General features: G+C 60.5%; 20 protein-coding genes. 8 read left to right on the plus strand and 12 right to left on the minus strand.

The features are described 5' to 3' along the window. The first annotated feature begins 1 nt into the window (after position 1). Entirely contained in the window at positions 2–433 is a 432-nt protein-coding gene (locus CKW11_RS13540) for a thioesterase family protein (protein WP_095137924.1), read from the plus strand. 64 nt (positions 434–497) lie between these two features. On the opposite strand, the gene CKW11_RS13545 is transcribed toward CKW11_RS13540, so the two are convergent. The 3 genes from CKW11_RS13545 to fdhD form a co-directional block, all read right to left on the minus strand. Continuing rightward, positions 498–977 (minus strand): glycine zipper domain-containing protein, encoded by a 480-nt coding sequence (locus tag CKW11_RS13545; protein WP_095137925.1) that lies wholly within the window; start codon positions 975–977, stop codon positions 498–500. A 328-nt stretch (positions 978–1305) separates the two neighbouring features. Then, positions 1306–3654, minus strand: coding sequence for an FdhF/YdeP family oxidoreductase (locus CKW11_RS13550; protein WP_095137926.1), 2349 nt, complete (start codon positions 3652–3654; stop codon positions 1306–1308). Next, complete coding sequence (gene fdhD, locus CKW11_RS13555) at positions 3651–4490, minus strand: formate dehydrogenase accessory sulfurtransferase FdhD (RefSeq protein ID WP_095137927.1); 840 nt, start codon at positions 4488–4490, stop codon at positions 3651–3653. The genes CKW11_RS13550 and fdhD overlap by 4 nt, the downstream gene beginning before the upstream one ends. A gap of 234 nt (positions 4491–4724) precedes the next feature. Here fdhD and lysM point away from each other — a divergent pair, with 234 nt between their 5' ends. Then, positions 4725–5165, plus strand: a complete 441-nt coding sequence (gene lysM / locus CKW11_RS13560; RefSeq protein ID WP_027611221.1) for a peptidoglycan-binding protein LysM — start codon at positions 4725–4727, stop codon at positions 5163–5165. Between the two features lie 102 nt (positions 5166–5267). On the opposite strand, the gene yrfG is transcribed toward lysM, so the two are convergent. Beyond that, positions 5268–5930 carry a GMP/IMP nucleotidase gene (gene yrfG / locus CKW11_RS13565; protein ID WP_095137928.1) on the minus strand — a complete coding sequence of 221 codons (663 nt, stop codon included), beginning with the start codon at positions 5928–5930 and terminating at the stop codon, positions 5268–5270. Positions 5931–6018: 88 nt separating this feature from the next. On the opposite strand from yrfG, the gene nudE reads away from it, so the two are divergent. Both nudE and cysQ read left to right on the plus strand, forming a co-directional pair. Beyond that, a complete protein-coding gene (gene nudE, locus CKW11_RS13570) occupies positions 6019–6585 on the plus strand; it encodes an ADP compounds hydrolase NudE (protein WP_027611223.1) in 567 nt (188 codons plus the stop codon). A gap of 11 nt (positions 6586–6596) precedes the next feature. Beyond that, entirely contained in the window at positions 6597–7424 is an 828-nt protein-coding gene (cysQ, locus tag CKW11_RS13575; protein ID WP_095138242.1) for a 3'(2'),5'-bisphosphate nucleotidase CysQ, read from the plus strand. An 85-nt stretch (positions 7425–7509) separates the two neighbouring features. On the opposite strand, the gene CKW11_RS13580 is transcribed toward cysQ, so the two are convergent. Genes CKW11_RS13580 through rfbB form a run of 7 tightly spaced genes read right to left on the minus strand, consistent with a single transcriptional unit; the run spans position 7510 to position 14548 of the window. Then, positions 7510–7965 (minus strand): YiiD C-terminal domain-containing protein, encoded by a 456-nt coding sequence (locus CKW11_RS13580; protein ID WP_095137929.1) that lies wholly within the window; start codon positions 7963–7965, stop codon positions 7510–7512. Further along, on the minus strand, positions 7962–9344 hold the full coding sequence (locus CKW11_RS13585; RefSeq protein ID WP_095137930.1) for a sigma-54 dependent transcriptional regulator: 1383 nt from the start codon (positions 9342–9344) through the stop codon (positions 7962–7964). The genes CKW11_RS13580 and CKW11_RS13585 overlap by 4 nt, the downstream gene beginning before the upstream one ends. Beyond that, positions 9341–11149: an ATP-binding protein gene (locus CKW11_RS13590; protein WP_095137931.1), complete on the minus strand. Its 1809-nt coding sequence runs from the start codon at positions 11147–11149 to the stop codon at positions 9341–9343. The genes CKW11_RS13585 and CKW11_RS13590 overlap by 4 nt, the downstream gene beginning before the upstream one ends. A gap of 36 nt (positions 11150–11185) precedes the next feature. After that, entirely contained in the window at positions 11186–12055 is an 870-nt protein-coding gene (gene rfbD, locus CKW11_RS13595; RefSeq protein WP_095137932.1) for a dTDP-4-dehydrorhamnose reductase, read from the minus strand. Continuing rightward, complete coding sequence (rfbC, locus tag CKW11_RS13600; RefSeq protein WP_095137933.1) at positions 12052–12597, minus strand: dTDP-4-dehydrorhamnose 3,5-epimerase; 546 nt, start codon at positions 12595–12597, stop codon at positions 12052–12054. Before rfbC ends, rfbD begins: the two co-directional genes overlap by 4 nt. After that, positions 12594–13469 carry a glucose-1-phosphate thymidylyltransferase RfbA gene (gene rfbA, locus CKW11_RS13605; protein WP_095137934.1) on the minus strand — a complete coding sequence of 292 codons (876 nt, stop codon included), beginning with the start codon at positions 13467–13469 and terminating at the stop codon, positions 12594–12596. Before rfbA ends, rfbC begins: the two co-directional genes overlap by 4 nt. Next, positions 13466–14548 carry a dTDP-glucose 4,6-dehydratase gene (rfbB, locus tag CKW11_RS13610; protein ID WP_095137935.1) on the minus strand — a complete coding sequence of 361 codons (1083 nt, stop codon included), beginning with the start codon at positions 14546–14548 and terminating at the stop codon, positions 13466–13468. The genes rfbA and rfbB overlap by 4 nt, the downstream gene beginning before the upstream one ends. Positions 14549–14788: 240 nt before the next feature. Between rfbB and CKW11_RS13615 the strand changes: the two genes are divergently transcribed. The 3 genes from CKW11_RS13615 (at position 14789) to CKW11_RS13625 (ending at position 19513) form a co-directional block, all read left to right on the plus strand. Beyond that, positions 14789–17701: an aminotransferase gene (locus CKW11_RS13615; protein ID WP_095137936.1), complete on the plus strand. Its 2913-nt coding sequence runs from the start codon at positions 14789–14791 to the stop codon at positions 17699–17701. Between the two features lie 247 nt (positions 17702–17948). Further along, the gene (gene aguA, locus CKW11_RS13620; protein WP_095137937.1) at positions 17949–19055 is read left to right on the plus strand and encodes an agmatine deiminase; all 1107 of its coding nucleotides are present in this window, start codon (positions 17949–17951) and stop codon (positions 19053–19055) included. A gap of 245 nt (positions 19056–19300) precedes the next feature. Beyond that, positions 19301–19513, plus strand: coding sequence for a hypothetical protein (locus tag CKW11_RS13625; RefSeq protein ID WP_007961849.1), 213 nt, complete (start codon positions 19301–19303; stop codon positions 19511–19513). A gap of 190 nt (positions 19514–19703) precedes the next feature. Here the strand turns inward: CKW11_RS13625 and CKW11_RS13630 are convergent, their stop codons facing one another. Next, positions 19704–21797 carry a TonB-dependent siderophore receptor gene (locus tag CKW11_RS13630; protein WP_095137938.1) on the minus strand — a complete coding sequence of 698 codons (2094 nt, stop codon included), beginning with the start codon at positions 21795–21797 and terminating at the stop codon, positions 19704–19706. Positions 21798–22053: 256 nt separating this feature from the next. Here CKW11_RS13630 and CKW11_RS13635 point away from each other — a divergent pair, with 256 nt between their 5' ends. Then, entirely contained in the window at positions 22054–22722 is a 669-nt protein-coding gene (locus tag CKW11_RS13635; RefSeq protein WP_095137939.1) for a DsbA family protein, read from the plus strand. The last annotated feature ends 242 nt before the right edge of the window (positions 22723–22964 follow it).

Raw genomic sequence — 22964 nt, forward strand, 5'->3', positions numbered from 1 at the left:
GATGTCCAGCACCATGGCGCAACGCGCCGATTACCCACATTTCCAGCCGATCACCACCCGCTGGCACGATAACGACGCCTATGGGCACGTTAACAACGTCACCTATTACAGCTTTTTCGACACGGCGGTTAATACCTACCTGATCCAGGTCGGCGGGCTGGATATTCATGACGGCGAAGTGGTGGGGTTTGTGGTCAGTTCGGCCTGTGACTACTTCGCCTCGATCGCTTTTCCGGACCTGATCGAGATCGGTCTGCGGGTCGGCAAGCTGGGTAACAGTTCGGTGCAATATGAACTGGCGGTGTTCAAGGTCGGTGAAAGCGAGGCGTGTGCGGCGGGGCGTTTCGTCCATGTATTCGTGGACCGGACGAGCAATCAGCCGGTGCCGATTCCAGGCAGATTGCGTGATGCGCTGGAGCGTCTGGTGGTTTGAACCTGAGCAAAAAAAATCGCAGCCCTTGGGCTGCGATTTTTGCTTTCGCGCTTAACGCAACGGGTTAGTCGCGATAGTAGCGGTGATGCTTGCGATGGCCGTAAGCGTGGCCACGGCCAGGGTGACGGTCGCGGTAGTAGCGACGGTCGTCACGGCCGCGATCGTAATGACGATCATCGTCATTGCTCTTGTTACCCATGTAGTTACCCAGCGCGCCACCGGCGCCGCCACCTGCTGCGGCGCCGATCAGGCTGCCGGTGGTGCCGCCCATGCTGCGGCCGACCACGTTACCGCCAGCTGCGCCCAACGCACCGCCAATGGCCGCTTCGCCACGGCTGTGTTTGTTCGCGCCGACCGCGCTACCACCCGCGCCGCCCAGGGCCGCGCCAATGGTTGAACCTGTGCTGCCGCCTAAAGACTGACCGACGACCGAGCCAAGAACCCCGCCCAATGCGCCGCCCACACCTGCTTCGGTGGTGCCTCCGGCAGAAGCGAAGCCACTGACCAGGCCAAGGGACAACAAGAGAATCGAGGAGAACTTCATAGAGGAGCCTCAAAGGGATGACGGCGCGATCCTGAGGCTCTGTATCATGGCTGACAATCGAAATCCGACGAATAACACGACTTGTATACAATTATGCAAGTTGCTGTTTTGTATGCGGAACTTAAGCGATTTTCGCCGGTCTTTAGCTACTTCGGACAGGCCGCTTTTGTGAAAAAGCGGCCTTTTTTGTGGGCGTTGGAATGGTGCAGGGTACAAAGAGTTTTGTTGAATGTGCCACCGCTTTCGCGAGCAAGCCCGCTCCCACAATTGAAATGCATTCCAATGTGGGAGCGGGCTTGCTCGCGAAGGGATCAGTCCAGGCAACGCTTTACGCAGATTTGGCCATGATCAACCCAGTCTCGCTTGCAGCCTCCAGCCGGATCGCAATGAACTTCGACGTCGGCGTATGGCTGCCATCCCCGGTGCTTTCCAGCGGCACCAGCGGATTCACTTCCGGGTAATAAGCCGCCGCTTGCCCCGCAGGAATATCAAACGCCAGCAACGTAAAGCCCTTCACCCGACGCTCACGGCCATCGTCCCAGATCGACACGATGTCGGCCTTCTGCCCCGGGCGGAAGCCCAGGCGAATGATGTCGGCCTCGTTGGCGAACAGCACATCGCGCTGGCCCTTGACCCCGCGATAACGGTCGTCGAGACCATAGATCGTGGTGTTGTACTGATCGTGGGAGCGCATCGATTGCAGGATCAGGTCCGGCAGTTGTCCGGTGGCACGGGTACGTTCATGCACCAGGTCCTTGGGCAACATGTTCGCGCGGAAATTGGCCCGGCCCGACGGCGTGTTCCACTTGCGTGCACCGGCACTGTTGCCGAGGTAGAACCCGCCCGGGTTCTTGACCTTCTCGTTGAAGTCCTTGAAGCCCGGAATGGTATCGGCGATCAGGTCGCGGATGCGCCGGTAATCGGCCACCAGCCAGTTCCAGTCCACCGGCTTGCTGCCCAGCGTGGCGGCGGCGATGCCGGCGATGATCGCAGGCTCCGAGCGCATCTGGTTCGACAGCGGCTGCAACTGGCCGTTGGAGGCGTGAACCATGCTGAACGAGTCCTCCACGGTGACCGCTTGCGGGCCTTCGGTCTGGATATCTATGTCGGTTCGACCCAGGCACGGCAGGATCAGCGCGTCTTTACCGTGGGCCAGGTGGCTGCGGTTGAGCTTGGTGCTGATCTGCACGGTCAGGTCGCAGTTGCTCAGCGCCGCGAACGTGCGCGGGCTATCCGGTGTGGCCTGGGCGAAGTTGCCGCCCAGACCGATGAAGACCTTGGCGCGGCCCTCGGCCATGGCGTGGATCGCCTCGACCACGTTGTGGCCGTTTTCACGTGGCACCTTGAACTGGAAGCGCCGTTCCAGCGAGTCGAGGAACGCCACCGGTGGACGCTCGTTGATACCCATGGTGCGGTCGCCCTGCACGTTACTGTGGCCGCGCACCGGACACAGACCCGCGCCTGGCTTGCCAATGTTGCCGCGCAGCAGCATCAGGTTGGCGATTTCCTGGATGGTCGGCACCGAGTGGCGATGCTGGGTGATGCCCATCGCCCAGCACATGATCACGTTCTTGCCTTTGGCGTACATGCGCGCCGCTTGCTCGATCTCGACCAGGGTCAGGCCGGATTGCTCGACGATCTGCTCCCATGAGGTGTCGTCGACAACCCCGAGGTATTCCAGCACGTTGGCGCTGTGGGCATTGAGAAAGTCATGGTCGAACACGGCTGGAGCGCCTGCTTTCTGCGCGTCGCGCTCCCACTGCAAGAGGAATTTGGCCATACCGCGCAGCACTGCCATGTCGCCGCCCAGTGCCGGACGGAAATACGCGGTGTTGGTCGGCTTATCGCCGTTGGTGAGCATTTCCAACGGATGTTGTGGATGCTGGAAGCGTTCCAGACCGCGCTCTTTCAGCGGGTTGATGCACACCACTTGCGCGCCGCGCTTCACCGCTTCACGCAGCGGTTCGAGCATCCGCGGATGGTTGGTGCCGGGGTTCTGGCCCCAGACGAAAATCGCGTCGGCGTGTTCGAAGTCGTCGAAGGTCACCGTGCCTTTACCGACGCCGACACTCTGTGCCAACGCCACACCGCTGGCCTCGTGGCACATGTTCGAGCAGTCCGGGAAGTTGTTGGTGCCGTAGGCGCGCACGAACAACTGATACAGGTACGCCGCTTCGTTGCTGGCACGGCCCGAGGTGTAGAACTCGGCCTGATCGGGGCTCGACAGCGCTTGCAGGTGCTTGCCGATCAGGGCGAAGGCGTCGTCCCAGGCGATGGGTTTGTAGCGATCGGTCTGGGCGTCGTAGACCATCGGCTCGGTCAGGCGACCCTGGTATTCAAGCCAGTAGTCGCTCTGCTCCAGCAACGACGTCACGCTGTGTTTGGCGAAGAACTTGCCGTCCACTCGGCGCTTGGTTGCTTCCCAGTTCACTGCTTTGGCGCCGTTCTCGCAGAACTTGACCATGCCGCTTTCCGGGGAATCGCCCCAGGCGCAGCCCGGGCAGTCGAAGCCACCGTTCTGGTTGGTCTTGAGCATCATGCGCAGGTTTTTCAGCGCGTTGTCGCTGGTCAACCAGGCCTGAGCCACACTGATCAGGGCACCCCAGCCGCCGGCTGGGCCCTTGTAAGGCTTGTAGCGCGGGACGGGTTTCTGGTCGGCTTGATGATGTTGGCTCACGCTTGATTCTCCATCGCTGGGCTGTAGACCCGCGGCGCATTCTTCTGCGGCAGGTGGATGAGATTGAGGTTGTGGCGACGGGCCCATTGCACGGCAAGGCCCGTGGGCGCGGACAGGCTGACCAGAGTCTGGATGCCGGCGCGTAAAACTTTCTGGATCAATTCGAGACTGCAACGGCTGGTGACAATCGCCAGTCCACCCTCTGTGGATATCTTCTGGCGGATCAGGCCGCCGATCAGTTTGTCGAGGGCGTTGTGCCGGCCGATATCCTCGCGCCCCAGCAGCAATTCACCGCTGGCGTTCATGAACACCGCCGCGTGTACCGCGCCGCAGTGCTGGCCGAGCGGCTGGAACGCGCCGATGCGCTGGCGCAGACCGTCGAGCCAGGCAGCGGGCGGCAACGGTGCGCCGGGCAATACTTTGAGGTCAGGCAAGGCCTGTTCCACCGCCTCGACGCCGCACAGCCCGCAACCGCTGGTGCCGGCCAGTTGTCGGCGCTGTTGCTTGAGGTTCCAGAACGCGCGGTTGGCGATGGTCACCTGCGCGTATTGCGCCGAGCCCGCGCCGGTCAGTTGCAGGTCATAAATGTCGCTGGCGTCTTCGATGATGCCGCTGCCGAGGCTGAAACCGACGATGAAATCTTCCAGATCCGTCGGCGTCACCAGCATCACTGCCTGACTGATGCCGTTGTAGGCAATCGCCAGCGCGACTTCCTCGGCAAGCGCGGTGCTGGCCGATTCCACAAGGGGCAGATCGCTGTAGCTGTAGGTCTGGCTGGCGGCGGGCGCGGGCGTTTCGAGTGCAGGCGCCGCGCAGGCTGGGCGCTTGGCGTTCATGGCATCACCGACGGATTGATCAACGCTAAGACTAGGCGCGGCAACTTGTCGCGTCTAATCGGTACTGTCGATCTATTGATAGATGGCGTCGATCAAGCGACTCCGCAATTGGCCGGGCGGCACGCCGAAGGCTTGAGTACGCGGCGTTGACGGGTCATTGGTCGGTCTGGAACCGGGTTCGGCAAAGGTGGTCTAGGCTTTCACGTCTGGAACCCAAATCAAGGAGTGTGCGCTATGAGTCTGTTGAGCTTTGTGAAAGAAGCTGGTGAAAAGCTGATCGACCTGCTGACCCCAGGTAATGCCAATGCCAGCGAGCAGTTGAAGGAACATATCAGCAAGGTCGGGTTGGGCAATCCCAATGTTCAGGCAACCGTGGACGGCGACAAGGTGACCGTTACCGGTGAGGTAGCGAGCCAGGAGGAGAAGGAAAAAATTCTGCTGGCGGTGGGTAACATCGAAGGCGTTGGCAGTGTTGATGATCAGATCACGGTGACCGGGCCGGTTGTGGCTGCCGCACGTTTTGTCGTGGTGAAAAAAGGCGACACCCTCAGTGCCATTTCCCTCGCGGTGTATGGCAACGCCAATCAGTACAACAAGATCTTTGAGGCCAACAAACCAATGCTCAAGGATGTAAACAAAATCTACCCGGGCCAAACCCTGCGTATCCCTGAGTAACTCAAAACTCCTATAGGAGCTGCCGAAGGCTGCGATCTTTTGATCTTGTTTTTTAAACAATCAAAGTCAAAAGATCGCAGCCTTCGGCAGCTCCTACAGGAATCAGAGTCCCCGAATCAAATCGCGGTAGTCTTCAACCGCCGCAAACTCAGCCGTGTCCTTCGGCCCCTTGCGACTGTCCGGCTCTTTCACCGCCAACAAATGCGTCACACCAAATTCCCGCGCACTGCGCAGAATCGGCAACGTGTCGTCGATGAACAGACTGCGTGCCGGATCGAAACCGATATCCGCCTGCAAGGCATCCCAGAACTGCGGATTCTCTTTGGGGAAACCGTAATCGTGGGAGCTGATCAGCCGTTCGAAATACGGCGCCAGTTCGATCCGTTCCAGTTTCAACGACAGTGAATCGCGGTGGGCGTTGGTGATCATGATCACCCGTTTGCCGGCCTTTTTGATCGCCTGCAGAAAGGTGTCGGCATCCGGGCGCAGCGCGATCAGGTGCGCGGTTTCCAGTTTCAGTTCACGCACCGAGAGTTTCAGTTCGGTGCTCCAGAAATCCAGGCAGTACCACTGCAGTTGCCCGGCATGGCGCTCGAACAGCGGCTGCAATTCCATATCGGCCATGGCCCGGCTCACCCCGTGCAGTTCGGCGTAGCGTTGCGGCAGGTGTTCCAGCCAGAAATGGTTGTCGAAGTGCAGATCCAGCAACGTACCGTCCATGTCCAGCAGGACGGTATCGATGTCAGACCACGGTAAAGAAGGCATGGCAACGTCTCGAGCGGTAGAAAGATATCCGACACAAACAATCGGGAAAGCCGCGTTATAGTAGCGCGTTCACGCCAAGGAGCTTTGCATGCGCCAGAAACCCACTGTACTCGCCCGCGAGATTGTCGCCACCAGTCGCCTGTTTTGCGTCGAAGAACTGAAGCTGCGTTTTTCCAATGGCGTGGAGCGCACCTACGAGCGTCTGGTCGGCAAAGGCGCGGGTTATGGCGCGGTGATGATTGTGGCGATGTTCGACAGCGAACACGCGGTGCTGGTCGAGGAATACTGCGGCGGCACTGACGAGTACGAACTGTCCCTGCCCAAAGGCCTGATCGAGCCGGGCGAGGATGTACTGGCAGCGGCCGAGCGCGAGCTCAAGGAAGAGGCCGGTTTCGGTGCGCGTCAACTGGAGCATCTGACCGAGTTGTCGCTGTCGCCCGGTTACATGAGCCAAAAGATCCAGGTGGTGCTGGCCACCGATCTCTACGAGGAACGCCTGGAGGGAGACGAGCCCGAGCCGATGCGGGTCGACAAGGTCAACCTGCGTGAACTGGCGGCGCTGGCGCAGAACCCGCAATTTACCGAAGGCCGTGCCCTGGCGGCGCTGTATCTGGCGCGTGACCTGCTGACGCAGCGCGGGTTCTTTCAGTCATGAGTGAGATGTCGATGATTTTTCCCCATCCGTTGATGGCGCCGGTGGTTGAGCTGGCATTGCAGGCTGGCGAGGCGATTCTGCCGTTCTGGCGCTCTGGCGTGGAGGTCACCGCCAAGTCCGATGATTCACCGGTGACCGCAGCGGACATGGCCGCGCACCATGTAATCGTCGCCGGGCTGACCGCACTGGACTCCAGTATTCCGATTCTGTCGGAGGAGGACGCCAACATTCCGCAGAGCGTGCGCGCCGGGTGGCAGCGCTGGTGGCTGGTGGATCCGCTGGATGGCACCAAGGAGTTCATCAGTGGCAGTGAAGAATTCACCGTCAACATCGCCCTGATCGAAAACGGTCGGGTGGTGTTTGGCGTGGTGTCGATGCCGACCAACGGTCGTTTCTATGTCGGTGGTGCCGGGTTAGGTGCGTGGCGAGGCGACAAAGGTGGTTCGCCGGTGGCGATTCAGGTGCGTGACGCGCTCGCGCCCGGCGAAGCGTTCACCGTGGTGGCGAGCCGCCGACACTCCAGTCCGGAGCAGGAACGTCTGCTCGCCGGTTTGAGCGCTAGCCTGGGCGAGTTGCAACTGGCGAACATTGGCAGTTCGCTGAAGTTTTGTCTGTTGGCTGAAGGGGCAGCGGATTGTTATCCAAGACTGGCGCCGACTTCGCAATGGGACACCGCGGCGGCGCAGGGCGTACTCGAAGGTGCCGGCGGCGAGGTGCTGGATCTGCAGGGCGAAGCGTTCTGTTATCCGGCGCGGGAATCGCTGCTCAATGCGTTCTTTCTGGCGTTGCCGGCGAAAGCGGCGTGGCGTTCAAGACTGTTGCAGCTGGCTCGCTCCTGAGATCAAAAGATCGCAGCCTGCGGCAGCTCCTACAGAGGATTTCGCATCCCCCTGTAGGAGCTGCCGAAGGCTGCGATCTTTTGCTTCAGCGGTGCAGAACGTACTGGCCGCTGAACGTCACTGCATCCTCATCGCTGCCGGCGTTGACGATCCGCGTATTAAGCGTCAACCGTGCGCGCCCATAACGCTGATACATCGCCAGAAACCTCTTCCAGACCGCCGCTTCCGGTGCCGGACAAATCGCCGTGGCATCACCGGTCACGGGCAGCGGATAACTGATCTGGCCTTCCTGAATCACGATGTGCCCGTCATCGATGCCTTCTTCCTTCAGGCGCAAATGCAGCCAGCCCCAGCCCGCCAGCACCGCGCCGCAGTAGAGACTGCCGCCGAACATGGTGCTCTTGTGATTGACGTTCGGCTCCAGCGGCAAGTGCAGGCTTAACTGCTGCTCATGCCAGGCGAGGACCTTGAGGCCCATCTCGCGGGTCAGCGGAATGTCGTGATGCAGCACCGATTCCAGATAGCGGCTGTCGCGGTTCATTCGGCTTCTTCTCCATGGGCGCCACTGTCGGCGAAATTCAAGCCGTGCTTGCGCAGCTTGTCATGCAGGGTCTTGCGCGGAATACCCAAGGCTTCGGCGAGGCTGCGCACCGAACTGTGCGAGCGCGCCAGCTCAGCGGCGATCAACGATTTCTCGAAGTTTTCCACTTGCTCGCTCAGTCCGCCGCTGACGACTTCCACGGTGGTGCCGCCTTCGTTTCCACTGTTATCCAGCGCCAGTTCCAGCCCCAAGGCGAACCGCTCGGCGGCGTTCTGCAGTTCGCGCACGTTGCCCGGCCAGGTGTGGCGCAGGAGCAAGGCGCGTTGCGCCGGCTGCAGTTCATGCGGCGGCAAACCATGGCGGGTGCTGGCTTCATCGGCGTAATGCTGAAACAGCACCAGCGCGTCCTCGCCGCGTTCGCGCAGTGGCGGAATGCGCAGCGGTGCAACGTTCAGGCGGTAATACAAGTCGGCGCGAAAACGCCCTTGATCAGCGGCCTGACGCAGGTCTTCCTTGGTCGCGGCGATGACGCGGATGTCCAGTGGGATCAGCTGATTGCCACCCAGACGTTCGACCACACGCTCTTGCAGCATGCGCAGCAGTTTCACCTGCACGTCCATGCTCATGCTTTCGATTTCATCGAGGAACAGCGTGCCGCCGTTGGCGAATTCGAACTTGCCGATCCGGCGTTTCTGCGCGCCAGTGAACGCGCCCGGCTCATGCCCGAACAGCTCGCTCTCGACCACCGATTCGGCCAGCGCCCCGGCGTTGATCGCCACGAACGGGCCGTTGCGCCGACTCGACAAATCGTGCAGCGCACGGGCCACGACCTCTTTGCCGGCGCCGGTTTCACCAAGGATCAACACGTCCGCCTTGGTCGCCGCCAGCGCACCGATCTGTTCGCGCAGGCGCAGCATCGGCGCCGAATGGCCGACCAGTCGTGCGCTCAGTTCGTTGCGATCGCTCAGGGCCAGACGCAGGCTGCGGTTGTCCAGCACCAGCCGGCGCAGGGCCAGGGCGCGGCGCACGCTGTCGAGCAGGGCATCGCTGGCGAACGGTTTTTCCAGAAAATCATAGGCGCCTGCGCGCATCGCCTGCACCGCCAGCGGCACATCGCCGTGGCCGGTGATCAGCAGCACTGGCAGTTCCGGATCCTGCGCGTGCAGTTCGCTCAACAGTTCCAGGCCGTCCATACCTGGCATGCGGATATCGCTGACCACCACGCCGGGCCAGTCACGCTCCAGTTGCCCGGCCAGACCTTTGGCTTCGGACAGCGGGAGGATTTTCAGCCCGGCCAGATCCAGAGTCTGGCCGAGGGCCTGACGCAGGTGCGGATCGTCGTCGATCAACACCACCTGAATGCGATTGTCGATGGTCATGCACTTCGATCCTCGGACGGTTGCAGGCTGACCCCGGGCGCGCCGGCGCGCAGCCGCAGGGTGATCAAGGCGCCACCTTGCTTGTGGTTGGCGAACGACAGTTCACCACCGAAGGCGCGCATCAGGGTTTCACAGATCGCCAGCCCCAGGCCAAGACCCTGAGTGCGGGTCTTGGTGGTGTAAAAGGGCTCGCTGGCGCGGCCGAGGGCTTCCATGCAAAAGCCCGGGCCGTTGTCGCGAATGTACAGATTGACGCCCTCGGCCGTGGATTCGGCACTCAGCCACAGTTTGCGCGGCGGGCCTTTTTCGGTCAGCGCATCGAGGGCGTTGGCCAGCAGATTGCCGAGCACCTGGCGCAGACGGGTTTCCCCGGCCTCGACCCACAGCGTGGCGGCGGGCAGGTCGCGGATCAGCTCGACTTCCATGCTGCGGCGCCGTTTGGCGAGCAATGCCAGCGCATCGTCCAGCGCCGGTTGCAGGGCCACGCTTTCCGGGGCGTGGCGATCGCGGCGGGCGAAGGCACGCAGGTGCGCGATGATCGAGGCCATGCGCCCGGTCAGCTCGCTGATCAGTTTGAGGTTGCCACGGGCGTCGTCGGTACGTTGATGATCGAGCAGCACTTCGGCGTTTTCCGCATAGCTGCGAATCGCCGCCAGCGGCTGATTGAGTTCGTGGCTGATACTCGCCGACATGGTGCCCAGTGCCGAGAGTTTGCCAGCCTGGACCAGATCGTCCTGGGCACGCACCAGCTCCTGCTGGGCCTGTTCCCGCTCCAGCACTTCCTGCTTCAGGCGGCGGTTGAGGCCTTCCAGATCGCTTGTGCGTTCGGCCACACGGCCTTCCAGTTCACGACGGGCCTTGGCTTCGAAGGCGATGCGTTCCAGATAATGCCGACGGCGCTGCATCATCAGCCCGAGCAACAGCATCACCACCAACAGCGTGGCGCCGCCGATCGCCACCACAGTGCGTACCGGACGGTCGATCAGCGTGCGTGGAGCGAGGATGCTGACGCTCCAGCCGGTTTCAGCGATATCGACGGTTTGGGTCAGCCAGGCGCTGTCGCTGAGGTTCAGTGGGCGCGGCTCGCGGGTCGGATAGGGCTGGATGGCGGTGATTGCCGAGCGCTCGGTATCGCTCAGGGTGCGGGTCGAACGGAAACGCCATTCCGGGCGCGAGGTGAGAATCACCACGCCGTTATGGTCGGTCACCAACAGTTGTTCCGGGGTTTTGCCCCAGAGGCTTTCGGTGTGGTCGAGGTCGACCTTGATCACCAGCACGCCGATGATTTTTTCGCCGTTGCGCACTGCTGCGGCGAAGAAATAACCGCGCTTGGCCGAGGTGGTGCCCAGACCAAAGAAACGTCCCAGACGTCCAGCCATGGCCTCGCTGAAATACGGACGGAAGGCGAAATTGCGTCCGACAAAGCTGTCGTGTTTGTCCCAGTTCGACGCCGCCAGGGTCTGGCCGCTGGTGTCCATCAGGTACATGACTTCGGCGCCGGTCTGCGCTGCGATGTTTTTCAACAGACGGTTGGCGTTGCCCTGGGTGACACCGTCGTCCGGTGCGCCGAGCACGGCGCGCAGGGCCGGCAGGTCGCCGAGGATCTGCGGCAACACTTCATAACGGTGCAGGGTGCCCAGCAGGTTGGCGACGTAGAGGTCGAGGGTCTGGCGGTTTTGTCCGGCCAGTTCACTGCGGTAATAGCGCTCGGCCAGATGCTCCAGCGGCCACAGCAGCGGCGCCAGACACAGGGCCAGCAGCGCGAGGCTGCGCCAGCGAGGTCTGCGGGGAAGGGTAGGTTTCATGAGCCGGATGCGCCTGTGGTGACAGGCGCATTATGCCTAGGCTTGCCGGGCAAGACACTCATGCAGCGCAGTTTGCCAGTCAGGTTGACTGACCCCCCATTCCCGTTGCAAGCGACTGCAGTCGAGTCGCGAATTCAATGGCCGGGCGGCAGGCGTCGGATAGTCGCTCGAGGGAATCGGCAATAGCGTTGCGCAAGGCTTCCCTTGTTCAAGTAGCGCGTTACCGATGGCCTGGGCAAAGCCGAACCAGGAAGTCTCACCTTGCGCGGTCAGGTGGTAGGTACCCCAGGCACCCGCTTGCCTTTCTTGCCAGCGCTCGATCAGTTCGAGGGTACTGCGGGCAATGCTGCCGGCCCAGGTCGGCGCACCGATCTGGTCAGCGACAACCCGCAACTCGGGTTTTTCCTGAAGCAGACGCTGCATGGTCAACAGAAAATTGCGGCCATGGGTTGAATAGACCCAACTGGTGCGCAGGATCAAATGCTGCGCATGAGCGGCAGCGACAGCCTGCTCACCCGCCAGCTTGCTCTCGCCGTAGACCCCGAGCGGGTTGGTCGCGTCAGATTCAACGTAAGGCGCGTGTTTGTTGCCATCGAACACATAATCGGTGGAGTAATGGATCAGCGGAACGTCCAGCAGGGCGGCCGCTTCGGCCAGTACCCCGGGGCCGGTTGCGTTGATGGCGAACGCCAGCTCTGGCTCGCTTTGTGCCTGGTCAACGGCTGTGTATGCCGCTGCATTGATGATCAGGTCGGGCGCGACTTGCCTGACTTGCTGGCGAATTTGCGCCGGTTGCGCGAGGTCGAGGCGGTCGCGCCCCAGTACTACGAGGCTGCCGAGACCGGCCAGACACGCCTGCAACGCCTGCGAGACCTGTCCATTCTGACCACAGATAAGGATTTTCATGGGAACAGGTCGGCCTCTTGCAGGCTTTTGCCGTCCTGATCCTTGGCAGACAGCTTCGGGGTTTGCTGCAGTTGCCAGTCAATGGCCAGTGTCGGGTCATCCCAGCGAATGGTGCGTTCGGCCGACGGCGTGTAGTAGTCGGTCGTCTTGTAGAGAAACTCGGCCACCTCGCTCAGCACGACGAAACCGTGGGCAAAGCCTTCCGGGACCCATAGCTGACGATGGTTGTCGGCGGACAGGCGCACGGCGACCCATTTGCCAAAGTTCGGCGAACTGCGGCGGATATCCACGGCTACATCCAGTACTTCCCCTACGGTTACCCGTACCAGTTTCCCCTGGGTGTTTTCCAACTGATAGTGCAGGCCACGCAACACGCCTTTTTGCGAACGCGAGTGGTTATCCTGGACGAACTGTGCGTGAACTCCCGTCGCTTCAGCGAATGCCCTGGCGTTGAAGCTTTCATAGAAAAAACCGCGCTCGTCACCGAATACCTTCGGTTCGATGATCACGACACCCGGCAGGCCGGTTTCAATCACGTTCATTGGTTGTCTCCAGCAATCGAGAACAGGTACTGGCCGTATCCGGTCTTGCCGAAATACTGAGCGCGTTCGAGCAGATAATCGCGAGTGATCCAGCCGTTCTGATAGGCGATTTCTTCCAGACACGCGACCTTCAGGCCCTGACGGTGTTCGATTGTCTGCACGTATTGAGAAGCCTCAAGCAGGCTGTCATGCGTACCGGTATCCAGCCATGCGAATCCACGACCGAAGCGCTCGACCTGCAGATCGCCTCGCTGCAGATAGGCATTGTTCACATCGGTGATTTCCAGTTCGCCACGGGGCGAGGGTTTGACTGCCTTGGCAATTCTGATCACATCGTTGTCGTAGAAATACAGCCCGGTGACGGCGTAGCTGGACTTTGGCTTCGCCGGTTTTTCTTCAATGGACAGCGCGCGCCCTTCGCCGTCGAAGTCGATCACGCCGAAGCGCTCCGGATCCTTGACCCAGTAGCCGAATACGGTTGCGCCAGCCTTTTGCTGGGCAGCCTTCTTCAACTGCTCGCCGAAATACTGGCCATGGAAAATGTTGTCACCGAGGATCAGGCAGACCGGATCGTTACCGATAAACTGCTCGCCGATCAAAAAGGCTTGGGCGAGACCGTCCGGGGACGGTTGTTCGGCAAAACTGAACGACACGCCGAACTGGCTGCCGTCGCCCAGCAGGTTGCGATATTGCGGCAGATCCTGTGGGGTGGAAATCACCAGGATGTCCTTGATGCCGGCCAGCATCAGTACCGAGATCGGGTAATAGATCATCGGTTTGTCATAGACCGGCAACAGTTGTTTCGATACACCCAGCGTGATCGGATGCAAACGTGTACCGGAGCCACCGGCCAGAACTATTCCTTTCATCATGCGTGAAGATCCTTGATACCCGTGGAACCGAGGCGTTCGCCCTGGTAGCTGCCGTCCTGGACACGACCACACCATTCGAGGTTGTCCAGATACCATTGGACGGTCTTGCGCAGTCCGGTCTCGAATGTTTCTTCCGGTACCCAGCCAAGGTCGCGTTCGATTTTGCCGGCGTCGATCGCATAACGCAGGTCATGGCCGGGACGATCCTCGACGAAAGTGATCAGGTCGGCGAACCGGGCGACGTTTTCAGGTTTATGGGGCGCGAGTTCTTCAAGCAACGTACAGATGCCGTGGACGACATCGATGTTCTTTTGCTCGTTGTGACCGCCGATGTTGTAGGTTTCGCCGACCACGCCTTCAGTCACCACCTTGAGCAGTGCCCGCGCGTGATCGTCGACGAACAGCCAATCCCGAACTTGCTGGCCGTTGCCGTACACCGGCAGCGGTTTGCCTGCCAGAGCATTGAGGATCACCAGCGGAATCAGTTTTTCCGGGAAGTGGTACGGCCCATAGTTGTTCGAGCAATTGGTCAGCAGGACCGGTAAGCCGTAAGTTCGGTGCCAGGCGCGGACCAGATGGTCGGATGCGGCCTTGCTCGCTGAATAAGGGGAGCTTGGGGCGTAGGGGGTGGTCTCGGTGAACAAATCATCGACGCCATGCAGGTCACCATAGACCTCGTCGGTGGAGATATGGTGAAAGCGGAAAGCGCTTTTCTGCGGCTCGCTCAGCCCCGACCAGTAGGCTCGGGCCGCTTCCAGCAGGCTGTAAGTGCCGACGATGTTGGTCTGGATGAATTCCGACGGACCGTCAATGGAGCGGTCGACATGGGATTCGGCAGCCAGGTGCATGATCGCATGAGGCTGGAAGCGCTGCAGTATGGCGCTCACCGTTGGGTGGTCGACGATGTCGGCCTGGACGAATTCGTAACGACTGTTGTCGGCGATGCTGGTCAGGGACTCCAGATTGCCGGCATAGGTCAGTTTGTCGAGGTTAAGCACCTCGTGGTCAGTGTTGCGAATCAGATGGCGAACCAGTGCGGAGCCAATGAAACCGGCACCACCGGTGATGAGAATACGCATGCAGGTTGGCCTTTTTCCGTAAGACGATAAAGCGAGTGGAGCATAGCTTGTCGGCAGGTGAGGGACGGTGCAAGAGGGATGCCCCCGCTATTTTGTCTGCGCTGTGTTTTGCTGCTGGATATTCGACGCACGGGCGTTGCCGGTTCGCACAGGGGCTGGGGTGTGTTCACCGGTCGGGGGTTGATTATCCCTCGGTGCAATGGCGATATAGGCGCCTAATAAAATTTCAGGGGTCGTTCCATGCCGCTCGCCACGTTGATTCATCGCGCCAGTCTGCCCAGCCCGCAGGTCTCCGAGGCGCTGGCCCGGCAATGGTTGGCCGAGCATTACGGGCTCAGCGGCACATTACAGGCGCTGGGCAGTCAGCAGGATCTCAATTACCGGGTCGACAGCGAACGCGGGCGCTTTGTCCTGAAAATCTGCCGCGGCGATTACGCGCTGGTGGAGTTGCAGGCCCAACATGCCGGTCTCAAGTACCTCGCCGAGCATTCGTCGGTAAACGTACCCAAGGTGATCCCGGCCAATAACGGCGCGGATCTGTTGTCGCTGCAAGCCAATGGCGAGCCGGTGCATGTGCGGCTGCTGGACTACATCGAAGGCCAGCCGCTGACTCATCTTGATTACTTGGGCCACGACGTGGTGGCCGGTTTCGGTCAGCTGTGCGGCGAGATGGACCTGGCGCTGGCCGGCTTCGACCATCCGGGACTTGAGCGTACGTTGCAATGGGACGCGCGGCATGCCAGTGCACTGATCAGCCATTTGCTACCGGTGATCAAGGATGAACGCCAGCGCACACTGATCGCTGACGCCGCCGAACAGGCCGAGCGCCGTTTGCAGCCGTTGCAGGACAAACTGCCGGTGCAGGCGATCCACATGGACATCACCGACGATAATGCTGTCTGGCTACGCGATGCCAAGCGTCATTGGCAATTGCAGGGCGTGATCGACTTCGGTGATCTGGTGCGCACCTGGCGCATCACCGATCTGTCGGTGACGTGCGCGGCGCTGCTGCACCATGCCGGTGGTGATCCGTTCGTGATTCTGCCGGCGGTGCAGGCCTATCATGCGGTCAATCCGCTGCAGCACGAAGAGTTGCAGGCGCTGTGGCCATTGATCGTGGCGCGGGCGGCGGTGCTGGTGCTCAGTGGCGAGCAGCAGGTCAGTATCGATCCGGGCAATATCTACAGCCGTGACAATCTTGCCCACGAATGGGAAATTTTCCAGGTGGCGACTTCGGTGCCGCTGGCATTGATGGAAGCGGCGATCCTCACGTCAGTCGGCCAGCGTTTGCCGGCGATCAGCAGCGAGGGTTTTGCGCCGCTGTTGCCAGAGCTGGTCGGGCGGGAATTTGCGCTGATCGACCTTGGCGTCCTGAGTCCGCATTTCGAGGCGGGCAACTGGGAGCAGCAGGGGATCGATCAACGACTGCTGACGGAAGCCGCCGCGGCGCATGGGCTGGCGGCGAGTCGTTACGGGCAATATCGCTTGTCGCAGACGCGAGTGGACACAGCGGTCGAACCGGAGACTTTCCCGCTGCACGTTGAGTTGCGCGTGCCGCAGGGCTCGGCGGTGGAAGCGCCGTTTGCCGGTGTGCTGCATCACGCGACAGATGGTGTGCTGCAACTCGACGGGCCACAGCTCAGTGTGCGCCTGTGGGGCGTGAACGCCTCGTTGCACAGCGGCGCGGCGCTGGTCAAAGGTCAGGTGCTGGGTGCGGTCAGCGGCCCGTTGATTGTGCAGTTGAGCCGCGTTGCATCGCTGGATGCGCCGTTGTTCTGCAGCCCTTCGCGCGCGGCTGCGTGGCAGGCGTTGTGCCCGTCGCCAGCGGCGCTGCTGGGGCTGGCCTGCGATGCCGAGCCGGAGCTGGACGCGAAAACCTTGCTCGAACGGCGCGACGCCAGTTTCGCCCGCACGCAAAAACACTATTACGTTGACCCGCCGCGCATCGAGCGTGGCTGGCGCAATCACCTGATCGACATGCAGGGCCGCTCCTACCTCGACATGCTCAACAACGTCGCGGTGCTCGGTCATGGCCATCCGCGCATGGCCCAGGTGGCGGCGCGGCAGTGGTCGCTGCTCAACACCAACTCACGCTTCAACTATGCAGCCGTGGCGGAGTTCTCAGAACGTTTGCTGAAACTGGCGCCGGAAGGCATGGACCGGGTGTTTCTGGTCAACAGTGGCAGCGAGGCCAACGACCTGGCGATTCGCCTGGCCTGGGCCTACAGCGGCGGGCGCGACATGCTCAGCGTGCTGGAGGCCTATCACGGCTGGACGGTCGGCGCCGATGCGGTGTCGACCTCGATTGCCGACAATCCGCGAGCGCTGGAAAGCCGCCCGGACTGGGTGCACCCAGTGACCGCGCCGAATATCTATCGCGGTGAATTCCGTGGCCTGGATTCTGCGCCGCACTATGTGCGCAGCGTAGAAGCGCAACTGGCGCATATCGCCGCACAGCAGCGCCAATTGGCCGGTTTCATCTGTGAACCGGTGTACGGCAACGCCGGCGGGATTTCTCTGCCGCCCGGTTATCTGAAGCAGGTCTATGCATTGGTGCGTGCCCAGGGCGGGGTGTGCATCGCCGACGAAGTACAGGTCGGTTACGGGCGCATGGGCCACTTCTTCTGGGGGTTCGAAGAGCAGGGCGTGGTGCCGGACATCATCACCATGGCCAAGGGCATGGGCAACGGTCAGCCGCTAGGCGCCGTCATTACCCGCCGGGAAATCGCCGAAGCGCTGGAGGCTGAAGGTTATTTCTTCTCGTCGGCCGGCGGCAGTCCGGTGAGCTGCCAGATCGGCATGGCGGTGCTGGATGTGATGGAGGAAGAAAAGCTCTGGGAAAATGCCCAGGTGGTTGGCGGGCATTTCAAGGCGCGGTTGGAAGCGCTGATCGATAAACATCCACTGGTGGGCGCGGTGCATGGTTCCGGGTTCTATCTGGGATTGGAGCTGATCCGCAATCGCCAGACCCTGGAGCCGGCCACCGAGGAAACCGCCTTGCTGTGCGATCGCCTGCGTGAGCTGGGGATCTTCATGCAGCCAACCGGGGATGACCTGAACATTCTCAAGATCAAACCGCCGATGGTTACCTCGCGGCGCAGTGTCGACTTCTTTGTCGACATGCTGGATCGGGTGCTCGAAGAAGGTCTGTAAACGCTGCTTTTGTGGGAATGGGCTTGCTCGCGAAGGCGGTTTTTCATTCAAACGTGATATCGAGTGCTGTGACGCCTTCGCGAGCAAGCCCGCTCCCACAGGAATTCGTGTTAATTCGATTTGTATCGGTATTTATCGATTTTTTTTAAGGTTGCTGCATCTTTAAGCATTTAAAATACGATATTTATCGGTTATAAAGTCGCCATTGCTTTGCAACCCTTCGACGGTTCCCTGGAGTCCTGTTCCGATGACCACTTTGAAAAGTACCCCGCGTGACGATGGCTTCTACATGCCGGCCGAGTGGGCGCCGCAGACCCAGACCTGGATGATCTGGCCTGAGCGTCCGGATAACTGGCGCCTGGGTGGCAAGCCGGCGCAGGCCGCGCACGTTGCAGTGGCCAAGGCCATCGCCCGTTTTGAACCGGTGACGGTTGCCGTGTCGGCTGGCCAGTACGAAAACGCCCGTGCGCGCCTCGATGTGCCGAATATCCGTGTGGTCGAGATGTCCAGCGATGACGCCTGGGTGCGGGACACCGGCCCGACGTTCGTCATCAACAACAGCGGCGAAGTGCGCGGTGTGAACTGGGACTTCAACTCTTGGGGCGGTTTTGAGGGCGGTCTGTATTCGCCGTGGAACCGTGATTCGCAGGTCGGTGGCAAGATTCTCGAAATCGAGCGCAGCCCGCGTTATCGCACCGAAGGTTTTGTGCTTGAAGGCGGTTCGATTCATGTCGACGGTGAAGGCACGCTGATCACTACTGAAGAGTGCCTGCTCAATCACAACCGCAACCCGCACCTGAGCCGCGAAGAGATCGAAGCGGTGCTGCGCGACAATCTGTCTGTAGATAAGATCATCTGGCTGCCGGATGGTCTGTTCAACGACGAAACCGACGGTCATGTGGATAACTTCTGCTGCTACGTGCGCCCGGGCGAAGTTATGCTGGCGTGGACCGACGATCCGCAGGATCCGAACTACCCGCGCTGCCAGGCGGCGATGAACGTGCTGCAAAGCAGCACCGATGCCAAGGGGCGCCCGTTCACGGTGCACAAGATGCCGATTCCGGGGCCGCTGTATGCGACCGAAGAAGAGTGCGCCGGTGTCGATCCGGTCGACGGTACGCAGGAGCGCAATCCGTCCGTGCGCCTGGCCGGCTCCTACGTGAACTTCCTGATCGTCAACGGCGGCATCATCGCGCCGAGCTTCGACGATCCGATGGACGCGCCTGCGCGGGAAATCCTGCAGAAGCTGTTCCCGCAACACGAAGTGGTGATGGTGCCGGGCCGTGAACTGTTACTGGGCGGCGGCAATATCCACTGCCTTACCCAACAACAGCCAGCCCCGCACAAAGAGTGAGTTGAGACGTAACAGCTTGAGTTGATTCATAAATCGGCCAGGCAAAGATTAGCTTGCTACACATTCAAACAAGCCCGCGGCCCTGTTGGACCGCGGGCTTGTTTGTATCCGCCTGTCGACAAATCGGAAACCTTGGCATAGCTCTTGTATCGGACAAAGTGCACTAGGGAGAGGGGGGAACTTCAACAGTTCTGTCATATACCTTGGATAACTTAGCCGCTCACGAACGGGGAGAGAGCGCTGAAATGAACGCCGAAGTGAACGTAGTCAGCGAGCGGACTTTGCATCCCATGGCCGTCAACGGCGAATCGCTCCAGATTGTCGCGCACTTTTTGAAGTCCAATGGAACGCGTCAGATCAGGGAACCTGATCCGCGCCGGATGATGATCGAGCGCTACCCCGCTGGCCTGTTCAGCGAGGCCGAACTGGAAGCGTTATGGGCTGTAATGGAAGGATAAGAACAACAACAAGGATTGGTAAAAGCGCTGCCGGGATGGCGGCGCTTTTTTATGCACGACACAAAAACCACTGCGAACATTGGACCTGTGGGAGGGGGGCTTGCTCCCGAATGCAATCAGTCAGTGACGATGGTGTTGCCTGACACGACGCCTTCGGGAGCAAGCCCCCTCCCACAGGGTTTGTGTGCATTCAGAAACTGTAGGTACCGGTCATCACCACACTGCGCGGTGCGCCTGGCTGGATCTGATATTGGCTGGTGGCCGAGGCGTAATACTCGCGGTCAGTGATGTTGTTCAGTGCCGCGCGCAAGTCCCAGTCCTTGAAGCGGTAGCCGACCAGTGCATCCCAGCGGCCATACCCTGGCAGCACGGTGGTGTTGGCGTTGTCGGCATAACGCTGGCCGACCAGGGTCAAGCCGGTTTCGCCGTACCAGCCCATTTCCGGTTTCCAGGTCAGGAACAGGCTGCCGTTGTGTTTGGCCACGTTGTTGACGCGCTTGCCTTCCAGGCCGTTGTTATCCTTCTCGATAGTGGTGTCCTGCACGCCGACGCCACCGCGCATGTACCAGTTGCCGACCAGTTTGCCGGTGGCGGTCAGCTCGATACCGCGCGAGCGCTGAAGACCGGTCATGACGGTCAGGGTCGGATCGTTCGGATCACTGGTGCGGCGGTTGTAGAGTTCCAGGTCGTAGACCGCCAGCGTGGTGCTCAGACGATCATTCAGCCAGTCGCTTTTCACGCCGATTTCTTTCTGTTTGGTCAGCTCCGGACTCAAGTCGTTGCTATTGCCGGCAGCCCCCGGGGTGATGCCGATCAGGCCGCCGCCAACGGGCGAGAAGGTCTTCGACCACGAGGCATAGAACGAATGATTCTGCAGCGGCGTCCAGACAATCCCGAAGCGTGGACTGGTGCTGTGGCTGTCGCGATCTTCAGTGAGGTTCTTGAGCTGGTTGGTCGACTCGATATCGAAGGTGTCGTAACGCAGGCCGGCCAGCAGTTGCCATTGATCGTTCAGACGCAACTGATCCTGCACGTACACCGCGCGGCTTTCGACTTCGGTGTGGCTGTCGCTGAACACCTGCATGCTGCCGGTATGACGGAGCTCGCGGTTGGGGTTGAACAGGTGGAGCGATGGCACCGGTTGTGCGCCTGGGGTCTTGCCAGTCGCGGCGTTGTACAACTTCGGATCACGGCGCTGGCTGCCGATCTCGACGCCGGTCAACAGGCGATGCTCGAGGCCAAAGGTATCGAAACCACCTTCCAGTTCGAGGTTGTTGTAGACGTTGCGGGTGGTCAGATCCTGCTGCCAGTGCTGGCGCGCGACCTTGTTGGTTTTCGGGTCAAAACCGGTGAGATAGGTGTTGTCGAAATCGCTGTCGAGCTTGAACACACCCAAGGTCTGGCGCAGCTGCCAGTTGTCGTTGATCTCGTAGGTGAGTTTCGAACGCAGGGACTGCGCCTTGTCGTCGATGAAGTCGTGATCGTTGCCGTAGGTGGTGTCGCGACCGACGTCCGCCGGGCGGCCATTCACACCGGGAATACCGCGATCCGGGGTGCGGTTGTAGCGGCTGTATTCGTATTGCACCAGCCAGTTCAAGTCTGGGGTCAGTTGCCAGCTCATCGACGGCGCGAACAGCTGGCGGTTGCCGCTGACGCCGTCGCGGAAGCTGTTTTCATCCATGTTGCCCATGTTCAGGCGCAGGCTGAGGTTTTCGCTGGGGTCGGTGCTGAGGTCGGCGTACAGGCTGCGCAAGTCTTCGCTGCCGCCCTGGGCCTCGATGGTCGAACGACGGCCGAACTCGGGCAGCTTGCTCACGCGGTTGACGATCCCGCCCTGGCTGCCACGGCCGTAAAGTACCGCCGCCGGACCTTTGAGCACTTCGACCCGCTCGATGTTGTGCAGGTCGCGCTTGTACTGGCTGTCGTCGCGAATGCCGTCCAGATAGAAGTCGTTGCTGGCGTCGAAGCCGCGGATACGCAGACTGTCGAAGCGCGTGTCGGCGCTGCTGCTGACGTTGGGAATCCCGCTCAGGGCGTCGCCGATGTCATTGGTGCCGTAGTCGGCGACGTTTGAGGTCTTGATCGAGTCGATGGCCTGCGGCACATAGCGCACCGGTGTCGAGGTGCGAGTCGCAGTGTTGCTGATCTTGACGCGCGGGTCCTCGGCTTGTTCTTCGGCGCTGATCGCGGTGGCGGGCAGTTCGGTAGCGGAGTAAGCAAAACCGCTGGACAGAAAGGCAGACAATCCAAGGGTGACAGGCGTGAGGCGGAACGGGGCAGGCATGGAAAAGCGCATCCGAAAGGGTAAGGAAATTCAAACGCGCGAATGGTAATGCTTTACATTTGCTCCTGTAATTTATTCCTGATAAGTTCCCCTGTCAGATTGTTTCAATTTATGTCGATTTGGATACATCCTGACCGGTCGTTCCATTCGACCGATTCTCGAAACAGTCTGAGAGCCATTCCGGCGTTTTTCCCCAACACGCGTAGGAATAGTCTGCCGGCATCGAATTTTTCTACTTTGTTGCCGGAGTTCTCTCATGATCCTTCACTACATTTACGATCCATTGTGCGGCTGGTGCTACGGCGCCAAACCGCTGGTGCAAGCGGCGCAGCAAGTGTTGCCGGTCATTGCCCATGCGGGCGGAATGATGAGCGGCGCGAATCGCCAGCGCGTTTCGCCGCAACTGCGCGATTACGTCATGCCCCACGATCGGCGCATTGCCGAATACACCGGACAACCCTTTGGCGAAGCGTATTTCGAAGGTCTGCTGCGTGATCACTCGGCGGTTTTCGATTCGACGCCGCCGATTGCGGCGGTGATGGCGGCAGAGGCCATCGACGGTCGCGGTTTGCAGATGCTCGGACGTTTGCAGACGGCGCATTACGTTGAAGGACGGCGGATTGCCGATGAATCCATACTTTTCGAACTCGCCAGTGATTTGGGCTACGCGGAGAACACCTTTGCGGCTGCGTTTAAAACCGTTGATACGACAGCGCACGTAAAAGCCAGTCGCAGATTGCTGGCACAACTCGGTGGGCAGGGTTTTCCGACGTTGGCGCTGGAGCAGGATGGGCAGTTCACCTTGATCGACATCAGCCCATGGCTAGGCAAACCGCAGGCTTTCGCCGACTGGTTGGAGCAAGCGGTTGTGGTTGATGAGCCGGGGCAATCCTCCGCGCAATGCGGCCTCGACGGCTGCGCGTAATTGCGCTGGATTCACTGGCTGAGCGCATTTCCGAGCAATGTGCTATCGCAAAATTTACGATTCTTAGACGATTTTTACCTATTTAAAGACGATTCTTGAAATTGACACATTATTGAGGGCGCGGCTACGATTCGGCCCAACGCCTGTGGCCAACCGCCATGACTCAAGAATAACAAGCAGGCCCGCCATGACTTTGTCGTGGGCGGGTCTTTTTGTTTCGGGGTGAAAAAAGAGTGCAATAG

It is taken from the genome of Pseudomonas sp. Irchel s3a10, assembly GCF_900187525.1.
GTDB classification, from domain to species: domain Bacteria; phylum Pseudomonadota; class Gammaproteobacteria; order Pseudomonadales; family Pseudomonadaceae; genus Aquipseudomonas; species Aquipseudomonas koreensis_G.

Excerpts from the sequence above, each read along its gene's own strand:
- CKW11_RS13585 (WP_095137930.1), bottom strand. The coding sequence starts at position 9,344 with ATGACCATCGACAATCGCATTCAGGTGGTGTTGATCGACGACGATCCG.
- rfbC (WP_095137933.1), bottom strand. The coding sequence starts at position 12,597 with ATGAACGTGATTGAAACCGGCCTGCCGGGTGTCGTGATCATCGAACCG.
- aguA (WP_095137937.1), top strand. The coding sequence starts at position 17,949 with ATGACCACTTTGAAAAGTACCCCGCGTGACGATGGCTTCTACATGCCG.
- CKW11_RS13625 (WP_007961849.1), top strand. The coding sequence starts at position 19,301 with ATGAACGCCGAAGTGAACGTAGTCAGCGAGCGGACTTTGCATCCCATG.
- CKW11_RS13540 (WP_095137924.1), top strand. The coding sequence starts at position 2 with ATGTCCAGCACCATGGCGCAACGCGCCGATTACCCACATTTCCAGCCG.
- cysQ (WP_095138242.1), top strand. The coding sequence starts at position 6,597 with ATGATTTTTCCCCATCCGTTGATGGCGCCGGTGGTTGAGCTGGCATTG.
- rfbB (WP_095137935.1), bottom strand. The coding sequence starts at position 14,548 with ATGCGTATTCTCATCACCGGTGGTGCCGGTTTCATTGGCTCCGCACTG.
- yrfG (WP_095137928.1), bottom strand. The coding sequence starts at position 5,930 with ATGCCTTCTTTACCGTGGTCTGACATCGATACCGTCCTGCTGGACATG.
- CKW11_RS13590 (WP_095137931.1), bottom strand. The coding sequence starts at position 11,149 with ATGAAACCTACCCTTCCCCGCAGACCTCGCTGGCGCAGCCTCGCGCTG.
- CKW11_RS13615 (WP_095137936.1), top strand. The coding sequence starts at position 14,789 with ATGCCGCTCGCCACGTTGATTCATCGCGCCAGTCTGCCCAGCCCGCAG.
- nudE (WP_027611223.1), top strand. The coding sequence starts at position 6,019 with ATGCGCCAGAAACCCACTGTACTCGCCCGCGAGATTGTCGCCACCAGT.
- lysM (WP_027611221.1), top strand. The coding sequence starts at position 4,725 with ATGAGTCTGTTGAGCTTTGTGAAAGAAGCTGGTGAAAAGCTGATCGAC.
- CKW11_RS13545 (WP_095137925.1), bottom strand. The coding sequence starts at position 977 with ATGAAGTTCTCCTCGATTCTCTTGTTGTCCCTTGGCCTGGTCAGTGGC.
- fdhD (WP_095137927.1), bottom strand. The coding sequence starts at position 4,490 with ATGAACGCCAAGCGCCCAGCCTGCGCGGCGCCTGCACTCGAAACGCCC.
- rfbA (WP_095137934.1), bottom strand. The coding sequence starts at position 13,469 with ATGATGAAAGGAATAGTTCTGGCCGGTGGCTCCGGTACACGTTTGCAT.
- CKW11_RS13635 (WP_095137939.1), top strand. The coding sequence starts at position 22,054 with ATGATCCTTCACTACATTTACGATCCATTGTGCGGCTGGTGCTACGGC.
- CKW11_RS13630 (WP_095137938.1), bottom strand. The coding sequence starts at position 21,797 with ATGCCTGCCCCGTTCCGCCTCACGCCTGTCACCCTTGGATTGTCTGCC.
- rfbD (WP_095137932.1), bottom strand. The coding sequence starts at position 12,055 with ATGAAAATCCTTATCTGTGGTCAGAATGGACAGGTCTCGCAGGCGTTG.
- CKW11_RS13580 (WP_095137929.1), bottom strand. The coding sequence starts at position 7,965 with ATGAACCGCGACAGCCGCTATCTGGAATCGGTGCTGCATCACGACATT.